We start from the raw sequence: 18,854 nt of genomic DNA, 5'->3' as shown, positions 1-18,854 counted from the left end.
TCAGTTGTCATATCAGGAACGCCTCGGATCAAAGGCATCACGCAGCGCTTCGCCAACGAAAATGAGCAATGATAAAATAAAGGTTAAGCTGAAAAATCCAGATAAGGCCAGCCAAGGGGCATCGAGGTTGTTTTTCCCTTGCACCATCAACTCACCAAGCGATGGTGACCCAGGCGGTAAACCATACCCTAAGAAGTCTAGCGCTGTTAAAGCAATGATATTAGCGGTTAGGATAAACGGCAGTTGTGACAAGCTTGAGGCCAACGCATTAGGCAAGATATGTCTGAGCATGATTTGACTGTCCGATACCCCAAGGTTGCGAGCGGCACGGACATAATCAAAATTACGCGCTCGTAAAAACTCTGCCCGTACCAAACCGACCAGCCCCATCCAACCAAATAACAGCATCATCGCAAACAGCATAAAGATACTAGGGCTAAACAAGCTGACCAAAATAATAATCATAAATAGCTGCGGCATACCGCCCCATACCTCCATGAAGCGCTGCCCTGCCAAATCTACCCAGCCACCGTAATACCCTTGTATCGCACCAACGATAATACCAATAAGCGCGCCTGCTAGCGTCAGTGCCAGACCGAACAGCAACGATACCCGCATGCCGTAAAGTATCCGCGCCAGCACATCACGACCCAAATCATCTGTCCCAAGCCAGTTTTGGCTATTGGGTGCGGCTGGATATGGAATCCCTAGCTCAACGTTCGGTGTCTGGTCTGCAAAGGGAATGAGCGGCATCACATAGTAACCCTGCTCATCAATCAACGCTTGCACTGCAGGGTCCTTATAGTTGGTTTCGGTCTCAAACACCCCACCAAAAGTCGTTTCGGGATAGGCTTTTAGGACGGGGAAATGATAATCACCTTGATACTGCACCAGTAGCGGCTTGTCATTGGCAATGACATTGGCTGCCATACAAATGACAAATATCAGGGCAAAAATAAATAGCGATATTACTCCAAGGCGATTGTGGCGAAAACGGTTTAGGCGTGCCTGCCAAATAGGATTTAGGCGGCGTTTTTTTTCTGGGACAATGGAAGATGTGTTTGAGGGTACAGAAGATAATGGATGACTTGACATTAGCGCCCCTCAAAATCAATACGCGGATCAATTAAGTGATAACTTAAATCACTGATTAACTGTAATAACAGCCCGAGCAAAGTAAAGATAAACAGCGTACCAAATATCACCGGATAATCACGCTGCTGAATGGCTTCGAAACCCAACAACCCCAAACCATCAAGTTTAAAGATAATCTCAATCAAAAAATTACCGGCAAAGAAAATCCCAACGATAGCCGCTGGAATACCGGCGATAATAATCAACATCGCATTACGAAACACATGGCCGTATAACACTTGCCGTTCGCCCAAGCCTTTGGCTCGCGCGGTAAGCACATATTGCTTACCGAGCTCTTCTAAAAAGCTAAACTTGGTCAAGTAAGTCAAGCCAGCAAAGCCGCCAACGGTACTTGCTAGGAGCGGCAATGCCAGATGCCAAAAGTAATCTTTCACTTTACCAAGCGTGCTTAATTGGTCAAAATTTTCGGAAGTTAATCCTTGCAGTGGAAAAATGTTCCAGTAGCTGCCACCAGCAAAAAATACTAGTAATATGACGGCAAATACAAAAACGGGTATTGCATGGCCGATAGCAAGCAGCATGGCTGTTGCTTTATCAATCCCTGAACCATGATGCATCGCTTTATAAACCCCGAGTGGAATGGCGATCATATAAATCAGCAGCGTACTCCAAAGCCCTAGCGAGATCGATACGGGTAGTTTCTCTATAATCAGGTCGGTCACCGTCTGACCTTTAAAAAACGACTCACCAAAATCCAACTGGGCATAATTTTTTAGCATCAGCCAAAAACGCTCTGGTGCCGATTTATCAAAGCCATATTGAGCATTAATCGCCGCCACCATCTCCTCTGATAAACCGCGTGTCCCTTGATAAGTGCTGTTGTTGCCTGCACTGCCCGCGCCAATATTACCACCAAGCACATTGTCTTTTGCGCCTTGTTCGATAAGCGCCAGCTGCTGCTCGACAGGACCACCAGGCGCTGCTTGTACAATCACAAAGTTTGCGAGTAATATCAAAAAAAGCGTCGGTAATATCAGCAGTAACCTTTTCAAGATATAACGACCCATAACGACGGCTTCCTAAAATAAAGAGAGATGACAACTTAGTATTTAGAAGTTATTTTTAAGCTCACGTAACTCAGCAAATACGGTCAAAGACTTATCGTCATCGATATTTACCTTAGACTTAACACCAGCGATCACACTCGATTCTTGCGTACGCAAAAACACATTGATTGCGCGTTCATGCTCTAAAGTGACTGGCAGCGTCGGGATACCTTGAGCGGTTTTTTCTTCTGCTTGAGCCAGCGCTTGCTGCATCGCCGCATTGTCAGGCTCGATAGACAAACCAAAGCGTAAGTTGCTGGCAGTATATTCGTGGGCTGGATACAGCAGCGTATCAGCAGGCAGCTCATTTAAGCGCTTAAAGCTCTCATACAACTGCTCAATCGTGCCAGTGAATACACGCCCACAACCGCCACTAAACAAGGTGTCACCGCAAAAGCAATGCTTCTGTCCATCGATATCCAAGATATATGCTACATGACTGGCAGTATGACCTGAGATATCCCATACTTGGGCAGAGCAGCCCCAAGCACTGACCGTACTGCCGTCTTTAATAGTTTGATCTTCATCGACATTGTGCTCGGTATGCGCAACCAAATGAGTCATTGGATAAGATTCTTGTAGCTCGGCGACGCCTCCGATATGATCATGGTGATGATGTGTGGTCCAGATGGACGTCAGCTCTAAGCCGTTTTCTTCTAAATAGGCGATAACTGGCTCGGCTTGACCCGGATCAATGACAATCGCCTGCTTATTATTTTCATTAATGAGTGTCCAAATATAGTTGTCATTGAACGCTTTAATGGGGTGAATACGAATACTCATATAAAATCCTTAGCAGTGATTGTCTTTATTACTGATGTTTTTTATTAAATTTTAAAAACCAAATGAAACACGATTTTATTTACTGGTTTAAATGATAATTTTTAAATAACTGTTTTAAGCCATTATTTTAAACTATTGCTTTAAGTATAGATTAACGCGAGCTTCTGCTTCTTTATCTGTCCACCAATAATCGATACCGATAGCATTGGTCGGGAGTTTTGCAGTATGACGATATTGATTCCAGTAGGCAACATTGGTGCTAGGTTTGCCGTATAAAGGGACTAAATAATGTCCTGCCCGTAGCAGGCGATCAAGTACGTGCGTATATAAGACGATCTCATCGCGATTTTTAGCGTCGCCCAGTTTTTTAATAACACTGTCAATCGCAGGATTTTTAATACCGATAGTATTATGATTACCTGCTTCATCAGCAGCGGCACTGCCCCAAAAACCCACTTGCTCAGCACCAGGTGATAGACTTTGGGCGAAGACATCGACGACCATATCATAGTCAAAACGGCGTATGCGCTCGTAATATTGCGGCCCATCGACTTGACGTAAGCTCGCATCAAAGCCCAAACGCTTTAGATTACGGATATAAGGCAATAATACACGCCCCATGGTTTCGCCTGTCATCAAAATCTCAATCTGAGCAAGCTTGCCGTTTGGTTGATACAACTTCATATCATCATAATAAAAACCCGCATCTAGTAACAGCTGCCGCGCCTTTAACAATCCTTCACGATTAAATCCGCTACCATCGCTGGTTGGCAATTGCCATTCGTCTAGTACTGCTTGCCGCTGACTCGGTTCAAGTTTGGCGAGCAATGGGCTTAATACCTGCATCTCAGCCGCAGATGGCGTACCAGTTGCAGCAAGCTCTGAGCCATGAAAAAAACTTTGCAAGCGCTCATACTGCCCATGGAATAAAGTTCTGTTCATCCATTCAAAGTCATAAGCCTTGCTCAATGCTTGACGGACGCGAATATCTTGAAAAAGTGGCCGGCGCATATTCATCACCAGACCCTGCATCGGCACTGGGTTTTGACTGCTTATGGCTTCTTTATTAATCAGACCTGCTTTGACGGCTGGGAAATTGTAACCGGTGGCCCAATTCGACGCTTTATTCTCCGGACGGAAACGATATTGCCCAGATTTAAAACCCTCAAAAGCAATCTCATCACTTTGATAATAGACGAATTTAATCATATCAAAGTTATAACGACCGCGATTGACCATCAAATCACGGCCCCAATAATTGGGATCACGCACGTAGCTGACCGCACGTCCGGCATCGACACGGCCGAGTTTATAAGGCCCACTACCCATCAATGGCGTCAGGGTAATTTTCTCAAAATCAGTATCAATAGAGGACTTGGCAAAGACAGGAAACTGGCCGACCGTCAATAAAATCTCTTTATTTTCATCAGACTTAAAAACAAACTTTACCCGCTGCTTATCGATAATCTCAACGTCTTTAATATCGCCTAAATAACTGCGGATATACATCGGGCCTTTATTCAATATCGCATCATAAGTGGCTTTGACGTCACTGCTGGTCACCGGCGAGCCATCCCAAAAGCGTGCGGCAGGATTAATATGGTAAATAATCCAACTGGTATCATCAGGATCATACGTGACTTTATCAGCCAGCTGCGGATACATGGTAAAGGCTTCATTGAGTGAGCCTGTCATCAAGGTATCATACAGATAGTCCGTACCAACCATCGCCACACCTGTGGTCATCCATTTATTGGCCGCATTAAAGGTGCCGCGTGCATCCAATGACAGCGTACCACCTTTGGGCGCCTTTGGATTGGCATAGGGCATGTATGGTACGTCAATATACTCAGTGGTACTATTGTGCCCAAGCGCAGTCGTGGTGATTGGCGCTGCGATACTGACAGGTATCCAGCTGCTAGTCATGACAAGCAAGACGGCTTTTAGCATGGTGTTTTTTAGCATCATGACTATGTAATACCCCTCATAACGACCTTCTACTCTAAACCGACTTGGATAAAAAATGCGCGACTGACGGCAAAATAGGCAATTGAAGAAATTTTATCATAACAAACTTAGGTTTTTTAACCTAATGCTTTGCGGTGTTAAGGGTGCTACATAACGCATTATGCTACTTAAAAAAACGCTAATAGACATAAAAAAAGACGCAGCTCTTAAAGTTGCGCCTTTTGTTTCAAAGCCTGTACTAACTTAAGCGTGCTTTTTTTCAAAGTCAATCATAAAGTCAACCAACTGCTGTACCCACTCTAATGACACTGCATTGTAAATACTGGCGCGCATACCGCCGACATCGCGGTGACCTTTTAGATTCATGAGGCCCGCCGCCTCTGACTCTTCTAAAAACACTTTATCAAGGCTGCTGTCGGCTAACGTAAACGGCACGTTCATGATAGAGCGATATTTGGGGTCAACGGGATTACTATAGAAGCTGCTGTCATCAATCGTTTTATAGAGTAAATCGGCTTTTTGCTGGTTGATTTTACCAATAGCAGCAACGCCGCCCTGCTCTTCTAACCAATCAAATACTAGTCCTGCTAAATACCAAGAATAGGTCGCTGGCGTGTTTGACATCGACTCTTTTTCAGCTTGGTGTTCATAGTTCATCAGTAGTGGGCACCACTCACTCGCTTTGCCCAATAAATCTTCACGAATAATGACGATAATTAGTCCTGCTGGCCCGATATTTTTTTGCGCACCCGCATAAATCATGCCAAATTTAGAGACATCGATTGGCTGTGACAAAATGCAAGAAGACATATCGGCGATAATTGGTGCATCGACTTGTGGCGGCTCAAAAATCTGCAAACCATGAATGGTCTCATTAGCGCAGTAATGGAAATACGCCGCATCTTCGCTTAGGTTCCAATCGCTTTGGGCTGGCACGTCAGTAAAATTACTGTCTTTACCCGTTGCCACCACATTAACCTCGCCCAAACCCAGTTTGGCATAGCGCTGTGCTTCTTTAACCGCTTTACCAGACCAAGTACCTGTCGTTAAATAATCTGCGCGGCTACCATTTAATAAGTTTAATGGAATCGCTGAAAACTGTAAGCTGGCACCGCCTTGTAAAAACAGCACTTTATAGTTATCTGGAATGTCCATGAGCGAGCGCAATTTGGCTTCCGCTTTTTCAGTAATCGCGATGTACTCTTTACTACGGTGACTCACTTCCATGACCGACATACCGCGTCCCTGCCAATCAAGCAACTCTTCTTGAGCGCGTGATAAGACGGCGGTAGGTATGGTGGCAGGTCCCGCTGAAAAGTTGGGTACACGGTTAGAAGCGGCTTTAGTGGTCATAATCATTATCCTAAATATGATGAAATCATCGTGGTTATTAAAGATTAAATGTTAAAGGTGAATGTTATCGTTATTTTTTAATCTCTGCCGTAGTAGTCGTAATAATAGTAAGTGGTAAGCCTTTAATACTACTTTGATAACTGCTCCCACAGCTGACGTTTAAGGCTACTATCAGCCAGCATCTCATCGAGTGTCGGCACAGTGGTAAAGTTCGGATGCTCAAGACCGTCAGGTAACACTGTCAATGCGGCAACTTTTATCTCTTCGCGACGACCAATTTTAAAGACATATCCTGCAAGGCTGGCATTGGCAAGCTCAGCGGTATCCATACCTTCACAAATAGGAAATGAGGTTGTCTCACAACTGATGGATAGCGCCTGGGTGATATTTTGCCACAGCTTTTGGCTGTCATTATTAAGGGCTTGGATATCAACCAAAATTACCCAATCGCCATAGCGACCACCTTGTAAATCAAATGGTGCTACCTTTTTAAAGCTTTCCTCTTTAAAGCCCTCTTCCTTAAAACCAACGTCTTCAAAGCTCGGAGCGTCGTTTATATTATCAATCGTAGTGTGCTGAACGACCGTATTTACAAGTGAGGTAACGGCCGGCTTGGAGATATCAGGGGCAGTCGAGTCAAAACTATAGATGACGGGGCTTTGTTGGTCAGAAGGACTTAAGCCTGTTTCATTAGCGTCATCATAAGAATGATTAGACTCATCATCTACCATATCTGCTATGGCGACGTTTATAGTATCGATATTTGGGGGTTCAATATTAGAAGATTCAATGCTTGGCTGTTCGGTGCTCGTTGTAGAAGTAGTAGCATTAGAATGAGATGCAATGCTAGCGTTAGCTGTAACCGCATCAGGCAAGGCAGGCGCAGAAATATCGGCGATATTCATGGTTTCAGAGCTCGGCTGCACCCACTGATTGATACCCATCATCGCTAAAATCTGGCGCTGCTGCATACGATGTTGCATGACAACTAGCGGGTCTTGGATATCACTCATGCTTATTTACTATCCTACTTATCTAAAATGGATTTACAGGCTTTTAATGTCAAAAATAATATTAAAGAACGATGTTGAAAAAAAGGATTAAAAATATAGTCGATTCGATTTAAAAAAGAATACTCAAATGCCGTCAATGACATTGCTCAAAAAAGCTGCCGAACGCCTAGCCAATGATTGGCAAGCTCGGTCAAGCAATCATACTCATCTTGACTGACTATCGTATCGTGTAACATCACTGTATGCAACGTGCTTAGCCATTGCCGGTAATCATTATAACCATAAGGTTTATTAGTAGTCGCATTATAATCTATTTGAGCGCCGCCCTGTTGCCTCTGTCGATAATTATCATCACCTTTGGCTTTAGAACCAAACGATTGACTGGCAGGCGCTATAAAAATAGGTGCGGCTGCTATTAATGCTAATAATTGAACGCTATTTAGATTTTGCGCAGTCAATAATAGCCATTGCAAATTTGCCTCACTAGCGGCAGCTAAATCAATATCAATCAAACGTGCATGACGGCGTAAATCTACAAGATAATGAGCAACGCTAGCACTATTATAGCTGAGCACTGAAATAGGTGTTGAGATAGGTACTGAGCTATCTAGTGCGGATATTATTTGCCCTTTAGCATCCTTTGCTAAGCGATACGCCAATAAAGTAAGCATGGTTTTTGCGGCAACATCAAGACCATCAAACACCTGCCCTGATGGGTCAAGCTGAGCATAGATATCATCCGTGCCGGCGTGCAATACTTGCTGCCATTGATAGTATGGATATTGAGGGGGAAGATGCGACTGAACCTGTGTATCGTTTAATACGGCAGACAATACGGGCAACAATTGCTGTAGCTGTAGCGCCTGCCATAACGCTAAAATCGAAGGCGAGCGAGACAATCGAGAGCGCGTATTCTCTAAAGGATTTAATACGGATGTAGATTTATCAATAGAAGCATCATTATTTATATTATCAGCGATATTTTGGCTTAGATCAGCCGTAAGGGAGTTTTCAAACAGCTCAATGATACCTTGCTGATAGCGCACTAGCATCGTCCGACACTTTTTTTTCTGCACATAATATTGATGATCTTGATTACTATGACTGGCTTCATATTTTAAGCGCCATTCATCAATAGCACTTTCTGATAAATCATGCTGGCGTAGTTGCTTTAACGCCAACGCAATCAAAGCGCTGTCTAGACGCCGATCAAGATTTGCTACTGCCGCTAATAATTTATGATCGAGTGTATGCGGTAAAATTTGTGTGTTATTTATATCGACCTTAGTTTTAGTAGCAAAAGCTCTATCGCTATCGAGCCCGAGCCAGATATCAGTTAAGTCATAAGTTGCTGTTGTTGACAGCACATAACCCTGATGACAAAGCAGCACAGCTTCAATCAAAGCTTGCGCCCCTAGCGGGTGATAACTGTGATTGAGCATATACTGCGGTAGCGATACTTTTTGTATATCTTCGATACCAATCAAGGTATCTGATGGCAAATCACTATCAGGTTTGGCTTGCCATGGCTTAAGCAACTGATGCGTACCGACATCTTCTGCTTGCACCTGCAAACGCTCGTCAATAACGACATCTTGCTCTACAAAAAATTCAAGCCCGTTATCGTCCTGCAATTCATTATTTATCTCACTAGTCGAAAAAGTTGCAATTTCTTTTTCGATAGCAGCTTTTTGAATAATATCTTTTTGAATAGCAACTTTTTGAATAGCAACTTTTTGAATAGTACCTTCGTCAATAACATCATTGAAGTTACTATTAAGTCTTTTATCAGCCGAATAGCGGTTTTTATCGGTCGCGCTTTTATAAATATCTGACGCTGATTGAACTGCAGATACTCGCGATTGATGTGCATTTTTCTCTTGCTTATTATTGCTTAGGCTATTTACTACTATTACACCCCAATCACCCAAGCGGCGCTGCTCATAAATTTCTTTTATCTTTTGCTGATTGAGACGTTTTTCTTTAGCCACTTGCACGGCGAAATCATGATAAGCATTGGCATTGATGGCACTCATGCGCTCAGCCAAACTTGGATGCGTGGCAAACCACGATACGTCACCCAAATCGGCACCACTACTAGCAAAAAAGAAATGACTTAATCCATTAATATCGGTGATGCCAGTTAAGCGCGAACCAAGCGAGTCTTGATGAATGGCTTTTAGCGTTGCCATAATCGCCGGTGAGCGGGTCAACTGTACGCTGGTCGCATCGGCGAGCAACTCGCGCTCACGGTTAAAGCTGTGTTTAATCAGTTGCGCACTGGCCATACTGGAAAAGCTCAATCCATGGATTAATAATGTCCAAATATTGCGCGGTGCTTGGCTATCGAACTTATTATTATTTTGCAGCCACATCGACTGAGTTTGTGTTGATGATTGCTGGCTTTGTGACTGTTTATTCGACTGAGCTTGCCAATAGCTTACCCATTCACTATGAGTGTTAAAGTTTGCTGTTAACGCTTCAGTGCGACGCGCATGGCTATCAATTGCTCTTTGCGGCAAGGGGTTGTTTTGCTTAACCGCACTATTAATAAAAGAGCCATCAAAATAGTTTTGCTGACTGTTTTTATGACTGCTTTTATAACCAGCACCAAAATTATTAATAGAATCACTCCAATCATAGAGTAATTGCAAACCTGCCAGTATCACCATTAACTGCAAATTAAACGTCGCATCACCATGTAAGATATGACCATACTCATGCCCTATTAGCCCGTATAGCGCTTCATCAGATAGCTTATCAAGCGCGCCTTGGGTGACGACGAGCACCATATCTTGGCTATGGCGACCCGCTACAAAACCATTAATGCCTTGTTCTTCAGGCAGCACATATAGAATAGGCATTCGCAAACCTGAAGCAATAGCTAGCTGCTGGGCAATCTCATAATAACGCCGATAGACAGGCGGGAAATCGCGCTCATCACGCACCGCAATATGGCGGGCACTAAAGCGAACTTTAGATACAGGCTGATGCTGATGGGCAACTCCTTGGCTATGCTCCCAAGCATCTTGGCTGTGGTCGATAAACAATCGCACCGCGCCCACGCGCTTAGCAATCGCTCGACCACCTGCTTTTAGGCGACCATATTCCAAAAAACTACCAATGACAAAGCTACCTAGCGTCCAAACAGCAACCAGTATTAATACCCACTTATAAACGCCACCAGTAAATATCGTCAGCAGTAGCGCCATGATAGCCAGCGCTACTGCCAAATGGGCAAAGACAATGAGAAAAAACAGCCCATAGAGCAATAAGCTGCGCTGAGTACGGCTACGCTGTGCACCAAAAAAATCCATCTATTACTCTTACCTAACCATAACTAAGTGCATTTGACAGTATGTAAATATCAGCCCATATCGACGACAGGTGCTTGAGCAATGAGTTTTCTATCTTCAAATACCAATGGACTAAGTGGACGAAAGCCAAAAGTTGTGCTGACAAGATTATTAGGAAACACTTCGCGATCATTGTTATAAAACATCACGCTATCGTTATAATGCTGACGGGCAAAGCCAATCCGGTTTTCGGTATTGGTCAGCTCATCCATCAACTCCTTAATCAAGCTATCTGCTTTTAGCTCAGGATAAGCCTCCACAACCGCAGAAAATTGCCCCAAGGCTTTCGACAACATACCCTCTGCTTTGGCAAATAGCGCCATATGCTCAAGCGAGTCTGGCTGATGTTTATTAGAGTCTTGCAAGCTTTGGGCGTGATTACGTGCACTAATCACACGAGTCAGCGTCTCTTCTTCATGCGTCAGATAACGTTTGGCGGTTTCGACCAAATTTGGAATCAGATCGTGACGGCGCTTGAGCTGCACATCTATCTGTGCAAAGCCATTCTTTGCTTGGTTGCGGGCGCGTACCAATTTGTTAAATATCGAGACGCCAAATACCACCACTAGCACCACGAATGCAATGAACAGCCAAACGAACCATTTCATAAAAGAATCCCAAAGTATCTAGAATGTTAATAAAAGTTATTACATTGTATTTTAACCTATCTTAATCAATGAGAAGTTAAAATTTAACGAAATGCGAGCCAAAAAAAAGCCCTTTACAATGAAGGGCTTAATATAGCAAATGAGCGTTGTTTATATTTTATTAAGATCGCACTCAAATTTTGGGCAAAAAAAAGCGACTCCAAAAGCACATCCTCGGCACACATCATAACTATTACCGTTGCTACCTTCCGGTCCTGGCGGGATTCATAGAACAATGTTGCGAGGCTACCAATGGAGCCACCAGTTGCAGATTATACAAGAATTTTTTGTGATTACAACCCCAATCGTAAAACTCTTCGTTTAAGAGGCTAAATAATGGCAAAAATTAAGGTAATAAAGGAGATAACCACGTCATTCTTATAACTTAGCCTGTAACTTAAGTGACAAAATTCTCACAGCAACCTCTTTAATTTTTGCTATTTTAGTTGAGGTATGTTGAATAAGAAACGATACAAACAACATACCGTATAAGAATAAGCGTAATCAATACACGACTCATATAAATGTCACTACTATCAATTACTAGGAGATAATGATGAAAACCACTCTACTGAATAAAGTGGCTCTAGCCACCAGTACCGCGGCTTTAATGACAGTAATGATGGGAAGCGCCCATGCTGAACCAACAGGCTATGATCAGCTTAGCTTTCAGGCAGAAGTTAAAGAAGAGATTCAAAACGATGAAGTACGAGCCAGCTTGTATAAAAAAGCACAAGCCACCGATGCTAAGACGTTGGCCACCACGCTCAATACCTCTATTAATAATGCGATGAAAATCGCTAAGCGCTATCCTAACGTGACAGTGACTACGGGACAGCAGCGTACCTACCCACGCTATGACAAAAACGATAAAATTATCGGCTGGACTGGACAAGCAAACATCGATCTAAAAAGCACAGATTTCGCCGCGACTAGCCAGCTTATTGCTGACCTGCAAGAAACCTTGGTCATGGACAATCTCAACTTTGGTGTCTCAGACGTCAAAAAAGATGCATTAGAACAGAAGTTAATGACTGAAGCCTCTCGCGCGTTTCAACAACAAGCTAAAAATCTCACCCGCGCTTGGGATGCTCGCGGTTATCGTGTCGTCACTGTCAACCTAAACACTGGTAGCAACTACCCTCGTCCCATGTATAGCGCAATGAGTATGAAAGCGGCCTCTGCTGATGAATCGGTACCAAGCCAAAGCTTTGAGTCTGGTGAAAGCACCATCTCAGTCACTGCCAATGGCACGATTGAGCTGACCAAATAAGTTAAAAAGATAGATGTAATTAATAGTTTTTAAAAAAAGGGCAGTCACTAAATGTAGCGACTGCCCTTTTTTAACGTCTAAAAACTAAATAGCCTAAAATCAATCCTGCAACTAGCGGCTTTAATAAATCAACTACTTCCACACTTAGTTAGTAAAAGCATTGCTAGTAATAGGTTTACTGCTCTGAGAGTTGGCCTGCTTCCCGTTTTTTTGACGTAATTTTAGCATCACTTTTTGATGAAATGGTAAATTCTGATACGCCAAAAGCTGCTGGGCAATTTTTTTATTGTTTTGCAAGGTGGTATTATTTTGAATCACATAGACAGTCCTTGTGACTTGCTGCAGCGTTTGACCTTTTTCACTTTGAATGACGGCCGTTATCGTATGCGCGCCTGGCAAAGTGTCTATTGTCGCAATCGTTGCATTTAGACCTTGAGCAACTTCGTTACCATCAAAGTAAATACGGACACTAGCGCCTGCTTGCAGCGCGGGCTGAACTTGTAGCGCTACGTTGATACTCTGCGCTGGACGCCGATAAGCGCGTTCTTCGCTCGGTTCAGTGATGGTGAGCTGATAGTTGACCGCTGCCTTAGCTGTTGAGTCATTGGCGGGCGCGGCATTGCTAGCAGTTTGACTACTTTCAGTGCTATTGCTGTTTGAACTATTCGTTTCATTACCGGTTGTCAACGTCGTCTGGCTAATCTCTTTGCCCGCTTGCTGCTCGTAATTTTGTGGACGATCGGTAAAGGTGACTTGACCGGTCTTCTCATCAACAACTTTATAAATAGCGGCGGCATTTGCCATCGGTGCGTAAAAACTGGCTGCACCCATTAATAAACCAGCCAATACCATTTTATTTTTAATTTGTGCATGGCTGCGTATGGTCATTGCGGTCTGAATAAGTTGTAAACGGTTCAAGAGTGAGTGCATAGTCAGTTAACCTAATAAGTGCGCGTGTTTAATAAATATAATGATACCATTATGGGGTATTTTTGAAGTAATAACAGTAGCGTCTGTTATATTAGATAAATGGAAAGCAAACTCTAATCTAGAATAGTAAATCTACGACAGCAGCACTTTTATGTAGGCATTTATGAGGATATGACTTCTTGAGTTAATCCATGTTTACTCTATTGGCGATATATTCCAAGTGTCTAATAGTCGCCAAATGGCATCATCAATCGCTTGGGCTTGAGCAAGGTTCTTGCGGTCAGCATACCAGTTAACTTTTACGCCGTTATAAATGGACTCTCTATATTCAACAAACATTGGAACTTGCTTAGTTATTGGAATATAAATTTCATAGCCTGAAATGAGTGAGTTTTCAGATTGACCAAAACATTTTTTATGATTATATTCGCCTTTTTCTCCCTTAAACCGATAACAAGTCACTCCATTGTTAGTTTCTGTAGAATCAGCGTCTAACTCTAACATTGAGTAATTATCGAAGGACTGCTTGGTATTTCCCCCTAGAGAATAATTATTTACGATAACTTTCACCTGATCGGGGTGATCTAACGTTTCATCAGACACAACACTCCTATCCGATGCCTGTACCCATGAGCCATTAAGCATCAGATTAAACTCTAGTGCTTGCCCTGGCATAATTGGTGTTACTGGCATGGCAAGTGTTTCTTCCTTGCTAATAGTGTCGAATGCTTTAGGCTGATAATCAATCGGGAACTGACCGAGATAATGCTCTGCATGTGGACGATAGAACTCTGATTCTCCTCGTTTAGAATGATTTTCAAGCGAATGAGTTCGCCTCTCCCCTATTTCTGCTTTGATAATCATCTCACCCCATAGTAACCAAGTGACGATGTCGCCCTCTTTATAAGGATCTTGCTTTTTTTCTTGTTGCATACAGCCTATTTGAAATAGTGACAAGGTGATTACTAAGAAAAGGCTTAAGGTTGAGCGTTTCATGGCATTGCCTGCTGTTATCATTATTATGGCTGGCTATGAAAAACTGAGCATTGCAACTCACTGTCCGCACCGTCCTGTAGAAACTGAAACCGTGGGCTTAAATCCTAAAAAAATTCATCAGTAAGAAACGGTATCGCGAGTAAAAATGTAACGAGCACTTATTATCAAGCATTCATCATCAGCCTCTCATTCTAGAACAATTGTTGGTTTGAATGCCATAAAAAAAACCAGCCAAGATTTACTTGACTGATTTTTTAATTAGAAACTCAAACTTTTAACGATGGATTAGCAGCTATAGTACAAGTCAAACTCTACTGGATGTACCGTCACATTGACACGCTGCACTTCTTCTTCTTTCAGGGCAATAAATGCTTCTAGCATGTCTTGGGTGAACACATCGCCTTTTAACAAGAATTCATGGTCATCACGTAATGCTTGCAGCGCTACTTCTAAGCTCTCAGCAACCGTTGGAATTTGTGCTTCTTCTTCTGGTGGTAAGTCATATAAGTTTTTGTCAGCGGCTTCGCCTGGATGCATCTTGTTCTGAATACCATCAAGGCCTGCCATCAATAGCGCAGCAAACGCTAAGTATGGGTTGGCGGCTGGATCAGGGAAGCGCGCTTCGACACGGACGGCTTTCGGGCTACTAACATGCGGAATACGAATAGACGCTGAGCGGTTAGACGCTGAGTACGCAAGCTTGATAGGTGCTTCGTAATGCGGTACTAGACGCTTATAGCTGTTGGTCGATGGGTTGGTAATCGCATTCAAAGCGCGGGCATGTTTGATGACGCCGCCGATGAAATATAGTGCCGTTTCAGACAGACCAGCATACTCATCGCCTGAGAAGGTATTGACACCATCCTTTGAGATTGACATATGCACGTGCATGCCCGAACCATTGTCGCCAACGATTGGTTTTGGCATAAAGGTCGCGGTTTTGCCAAACTGATGCGCAACGTTATGAACCACGTATTTTAACTGTTGTACTTCATCTGCTTTTTTGACGAGCGTATTGAAAGCGACACCAATCTCTGACTGACAAGGGGCTACTTCATGATGATGTACTTCGATACAGCCTTCGCCGATGATTTCTTCGATACGTTCACACATCACCGCACGCATATCGTGCGAGCTATCGATTGGTGGTACTGGGAAATACGCCCCTTTAACACGTGGACGATGGCCCATGTTGCCCCACTCATAGTCATTATTGGTTGACCATGCAGCTTCTTCTGCAACGATTTTATGGCTAACCCCTGACATCTCAATTGACCATTTTACTTCATCGAATACAAAGAATTCTGGCTCAGGACCAAAATAAGCCGTATCACCGATACCAGTAGACTTTAAGTACTCTTCTGCACGGCGGGCGATAGAGCGTGGGTCACGGTCATAGCCTTGTAGCGTAGAGGGTTCGATGATGTCACAAGTCACCACAACGGTCACGGCATCAAAAAACGGATCCAAAAAAGCGGTCTCAGGATCAGGACGCAAGATCATATCTGACGCTTCAATGCCTTTCCAGCCAGCGATAGATGAACCATCGAACATTTTACCGTCTTCCATGACTTCTTCGTCTACGCTATGCGCTGGAAAACTGATGTGCTGCTCTTTACCACGGGTATCAGTAAAGCGAAAATCGACCCATTTGGCATTGGAGGATTTGATAAGATCTAGTAGTTTGTTCGACATGAATAATCTCCGTTATGGTTATGACGTTATTACGATTTAAAGTAATAAATTAAAAAATTACGATTTAAAGTAATGAATGAAAACTTTTTAAAATATGGGACTGGCTTTTGGATCTATATAGCGGCTTTGTAGCGCCTGCAAGGTCATGTTTATCAACACTCGTGACACTATCCGTCAGTGTGCGCAGCTATCATTGGGCTAAAATTACTGGTCTAAAATCATTGGCCCAAAATAGTCATCAGCCAAATGCAGACTGACCCCATTTTAGCAACATCTGACTCATAATGCTGAACTCTTCAATTGCTTATTAACAATTATTTTTAGAGTAACCAATATCCAATATCTAATAATATTGATAACACTAATGGTGCAACTGCTGTGCCAAGTTACCTTGCTAAATATAATATTTAGTACTAACAACCCAATTATTGGCAATAATTTCAGTAATTTATAATAGTAATTTAACTATATTAAGAGGTAACTGAGCCATTATTTTTATGGACAACATTTAAGAGTAGTAGATATAAGCGCATATTCGCACTGTATTAGTGCAGTAGCAAGTGCACCAATGATTAACATTGCGTTTTTATGGTGCATTTTAATTTTTTAGCTCTTTGAAACGCTAGGCCATGTCCTACATTTTATAGACCACAAAATAGTGGTAAGATGATGACCTTTGAAACAACTAGCCAGTAAAGCAAGCCCCTCTTATGTTGAGTTCAATGCATAATAATAAGAGCAAATTTACCTTTTGAAAAATAAAATCAATGAGTTGACTACACAATGATTCTAATGATCGATAATTACGACAGCTTTACGTACAATATCGTACAGTATTTCGGTGAGTTGCAGCAGGACATCACGGTATGGCGTAACGATCAGGTGAGCATTAAGCAGATTGAAACCTTGGCTCCCAAGGCCATTGTGATTGGCCCAGGACCTTGCGATCCAGACCGTGCCGGCATTTCTTTAGACGTTATCGAAACTTTTAAGGGTATTATCCCTATATTGGGCATCTGTCTCGGGCATCAGGCGATTGGACAAGCATTCGGTGGACAGGTAGTCAAAGCTGGCGAAGTGATGCACGGGCGCTTATCTGCCGTTTACCATAGTGGTAAAGGCGTGTTTGCCAACTTACCTAGCCCCTCAAAATTCACGCGTTACCATTCGCTGGTCGTTGACAAAACCAGTCTACCCGACTGTCTAGAGTTGACCGCATGGACGCAGCACGCCGATGGTAGTATTGAGGAAATCATGGGCATACGTCATCGCACATTGGCCATTGAAGGCGTACAGTTCCATCCTGAGTCCATCTTGAGCGAAGCCGGTTATCAGCTACTCAATAACTTTTTGCAAACTCATAATCTGGCAGTATCAGCCTCAAAGGCATTGCCGCAAGTCGGTTAATGTTACTAAAAATGCATGATTGATAATAAAAATTCTGACCACCCTATACACCAATATAAATAATATAAAGCGAGAACCTAATGAATAATGTAAAGATAGAGGACACCCACACCGCAGCTAATATTGCACAACTGTCTGACGAAGGCATCCATAAGCTACTAACGACGGCTTTGGGTCGAATTTTTCAGCATATTGATTTGACCTTTGATGAGATGTATCAAGTCATGCTGGTTATCATGCAAGGCAGATGTAGCGACGCTATGATGGGTGCTATCTTGACGGGTCTACGTATGAAGGGTGAATCCATCGACGAGATTACGGCATCAGCCAGTGCCATGCGCGCTTTGGCTGCGAATATCGAACCTAAGAACTGTGCTCATTTAGTCGATATCGTCGGTACGGGCGGTGATGGTGCGAATTTATTCAACGTCTCTACAGCGTCGGCGTTTGTGGTGGCAGCGGCAGGCGCTCAAGTTGCTAAGCATGGTAATCGCGGCGTCTCTACCAGATCCGGTAGCTCAGATTTGTTGGAGCAAGCGGGTATTAGTCTGTCGCTCACACCTGAGCAAGCAAAAGACTGCATCGAAAATCAAGGCGTTGGCTTTTTGTTTGCGCCCAATCATCACAGCGCGATGCGTTATGCCAATCCAGTCCGTCGTGAGCTCAAATCGCGCACTATCTTTAATATCTTAGGGCCATTAACCAACCCTGCTGGCACACCCAATTTGGTCATTGGCGTCTTTACTGCTCAGCTGTGTGAGCCAATCGCCAAAGTTATGAAAAATCTAGGCGCACGTCATGTCATGGTCGTCGGTGCAAAGGATGGCTTAGATGAAATCAGCCTCGCCACTTCGACCACAGTAGCTGAATTAAAAGAGGGTGAAATCTCTGTCTATGAGATGATGCCAGAGGATGCGGGTATCGAATCACAAACGCTGATTGGGCTTGATGTAGATTCTCCAGAACAAAGCCTTGAGCTAATACGCGCCGCTTTATCAGGTGAAGAGACTCATGATCGCGCGGTCCTAAAAGCTCGTGATATGATTGCCCTAAATGCAGGTGCGGCGATATATACCGCAGGACTTGCCAGCAATTATCCTAATGGTGTCAGCCGTGCTCAACAAGTCATCCAAAATGGCGATGCGTTAATCAAGCTTGAGTCTTTAGCCAAATATACTCAGCAGCTAGCGGCTAGCTCTTAACGGATACATCCGTGTTAACGAGATGCAAAA

At 43.3% G+C, this 18,854-nt stretch carries 15 protein-coding genes and 1 other RNA gene; 4 read left to right on the top strand and 12 right to left on the bottom strand.

Annotated elements, in window-relative coordinates; all coding sequences use genetic code 11:
* Nucleotides 1-12 precede the first annotated feature (12 nt).
* From ACSUPM_RS06610 to ffs, 9 genes are all read right to left on the bottom strand, one after another.
* Complete coding sequence (locus ACSUPM_RS06610; protein WP_436880287.1) at nt 13-1,095, bottom strand: ABC transporter permease; 1,083 nt, start codon at nt 1,093-1,095, stop codon at nt 13-15.
* Nucleotides 1,095-2,162 carry a microcin C ABC transporter permease YejB gene (gene yejB / locus ACSUPM_RS06605; RefSeq protein WP_201578028.1) on the bottom strand — a complete coding sequence of 356 codons (1,068 nt, stop codon included), beginning with the start codon at nt 2,160-2,162 and terminating at the stop codon, nt 1,095-1,097. The genes ACSUPM_RS06610 and yejB overlap by 1 nt, the downstream gene beginning before the upstream one ends.
* Before the next feature lie 42 nt (nt 2,163-2,204).
* Entirely contained in the window at nt 2,205-2,984 is a 780-nt protein-coding gene (gloB, locus tag ACSUPM_RS06600) for a hydroxyacylglutathione hydrolase (protein ID WP_201578035.1), read from the bottom strand.
* A 132-nt stretch (nt 2,985-3,116) separates the two neighbouring features.
* Nucleotides 3,117-4,949, bottom strand: coding sequence for an extracellular solute-binding protein (locus tag ACSUPM_RS06595; protein WP_436880319.1), 1,833 nt, complete (start codon nt 4,947-4,949; stop codon nt 3,117-3,119).
* 246 nt (nt 4,950-5,195) lie between these two features.
* The gene (serC, locus tag ACSUPM_RS06590; RefSeq protein ID WP_201616151.1) at nt 5,196-6,305 is read right to left on the bottom strand and encodes a 3-phosphoserine/phosphohydroxythreonine transaminase; all 1,110 of its coding nucleotides are present in this window, start codon (nt 6,303-6,305) and stop codon (nt 5,196-5,198) included.
* Between the two features lie 128 nt (nt 6,306-6,433).
* The gene (locus ACSUPM_RS06585) at nt 6,434-7,318 is read right to left on the bottom strand and encodes a hypothetical protein (protein ID WP_201566444.1); all 885 of its coding nucleotides are present in this window, start codon (nt 7,316-7,318) and stop codon (nt 6,434-6,436) included.
* A gap of 146 nt (nt 7,319-7,464) precedes the next feature.
* Nucleotides 7,465-10,635 (bottom strand): M48 family metalloprotease, encoded by a 3,171-nt coding sequence (locus ACSUPM_RS06580; protein ID WP_436880286.1) that lies wholly within the window; start codon nt 10,633-10,635, stop codon nt 7,465-7,467.
* Between the two features lie 50 nt (nt 10,636-10,685).
* Nucleotides 10,686-11,282 (bottom strand): LemA family protein, encoded by a 597-nt coding sequence (locus ACSUPM_RS06575; RefSeq protein WP_436880285.1) that lies wholly within the window; start codon nt 11,280-11,282, stop codon nt 10,686-10,688.
* Nucleotides 11,283-11,479: 197 nt separating this feature from the next.
* Nucleotides 11,480-11,576, bottom strand: an RNA gene (gene ffs / locus ACSUPM_RS06570) — signal recognition particle sRNA small type.
* Between the two features lie 301 nt (nt 11,577-11,877).
* Here ffs and ACSUPM_RS06565 point away from each other — a divergent pair.
* A complete protein-coding gene (locus ACSUPM_RS06565) occupies nt 11,878-12,594 on the top strand; it encodes an SIMPL domain-containing protein (RefSeq protein WP_436880284.1) in 717 nt (238 codons plus the stop codon).
* A 144-nt stretch (nt 12,595-12,738) separates the two neighbouring features.
* On the opposite strand, the gene ACSUPM_RS06560 is transcribed toward ACSUPM_RS06565, so the two are convergent.
* Both ACSUPM_RS06560 and ACSUPM_RS06555 read right to left on the bottom strand, forming a co-directional pair.
* Nucleotides 12,739-13,524 (bottom strand): DUF4124 domain-containing protein, encoded by a 786-nt coding sequence (locus ACSUPM_RS06560; RefSeq protein ID WP_436880283.1) that lies wholly within the window; start codon nt 13,522-13,524, stop codon nt 12,739-12,741.
* A gap of 195 nt (nt 13,525-13,719) precedes the next feature.
* Nucleotides 13,720-14,520 (bottom strand): hypothetical protein, encoded by an 801-nt coding sequence (locus ACSUPM_RS06555; RefSeq protein WP_436880282.1) that lies wholly within the window; start codon nt 14,518-14,520, stop codon nt 13,720-13,722.
* Between ACSUPM_RS06555 and ACSUPM_RS06550 the strand changes: the two genes are divergently transcribed.
* The gene (locus ACSUPM_RS06550; protein WP_265088246.1) at nt 14,519-14,644 is read left to right on the top strand and encodes a hypothetical protein; all 126 of its coding nucleotides are present in this window, start codon (nt 14,519-14,521) and stop codon (nt 14,642-14,644) included. The two genes, ACSUPM_RS06555 and ACSUPM_RS06550, sit on opposite strands and share 2 nt — an antisense overlap.
* A 161-nt stretch (nt 14,645-14,805) precedes the next feature.
* Here ACSUPM_RS06550 and glnA read toward each other — a convergent pair whose 3' ends face one another.
* On the bottom strand, nt 14,806-16,215 hold the full coding sequence (glnA, locus tag ACSUPM_RS06545) for a type I glutamate--ammonia ligase (protein WP_025651184.1): 1,410 nt from the start codon (nt 16,213-16,215) through the stop codon (nt 14,806-14,808).
* Between the two features lie 783 nt (nt 16,216-16,998).
* Here glnA and ACSUPM_RS06540 point away from each other — a divergent pair.
* The gene (locus ACSUPM_RS06540) at nt 16,999-17,622 is read left to right on the top strand and encodes an anthranilate synthase component II (RefSeq protein ID WP_436880281.1); all 624 of its coding nucleotides are present in this window, start codon (nt 16,999-17,001) and stop codon (nt 17,620-17,622) included.
* A gap of 80 nt (nt 17,623-17,702) precedes the next feature.
* Nucleotides 17,703-18,824: an anthranilate phosphoribosyltransferase gene (gene trpD / locus ACSUPM_RS06535; RefSeq protein WP_427646635.1), complete on the top strand. Its 1,122-nt coding sequence runs from the start codon at nt 17,703-17,705 to the stop codon at nt 18,822-18,824.
* Nucleotides 18,825-18,854: the final 30 nt, after the last annotated feature.

It is taken from the genome of Psychrobacter okhotskensis (genome assembly GCF_965638355.1).
GTDB lineage: Bacteria > Pseudomonadota > Gammaproteobacteria > Pseudomonadales > Moraxellaceae > Psychrobacter > Psychrobacter okhotskensis.
Note: the sequence above shows the minus strand (reverse complement) of the source record. Positions and strands in the feature narration are given on the sequence as shown.